Annotated in this window: 1 pseudogene; it reads right to left on the bottom strand. The window is 71.0% G+C overall.

What is annotated here, in order from left to right:
• Positions 1-23: 23 nt before the first annotated feature.
• A pseudogene (locus tag FLQ44_RS17645) lies at positions 24-276 on the bottom strand (hypothetical protein); the annotation flags it as partial.

A 276-nucleotide genomic window follows, 5' to 3' on the forward strand; every position in this document is an offset into this window, starting at 1 on the left:
GCTGGCCGTAGCACTCGCCGCACTCACGCCGCTGCCCCCGCAAAGCGACGGTGCAGCGCATTGAGGTCGAAGCGAGCCTCGCCCTGCGCGCGCCACTCCTCGATGATGCGGCCCTCGGCGAGAAAGCCGATGCGGTCCGCGGTGTCGGCGGCCGAGAGCAGGTCGTGGGTGACCATCAGCACCGCCACTCCATCCGCCTTCAGCGCCTGCAGCAGGGCGTTGAGCTCGGCCGTGGCGTGTGGGTCCAGACCCGAGCCCGGCTCGTCGAGGATCAGC

This window comes from Vogesella mureinivorans (genome assembly GCF_007644035.1).
Classification (GTDB): domain Bacteria; phylum Pseudomonadota; class Gammaproteobacteria; order Burkholderiales; family Chromobacteriaceae; genus Vogesella; species Vogesella mureinivorans.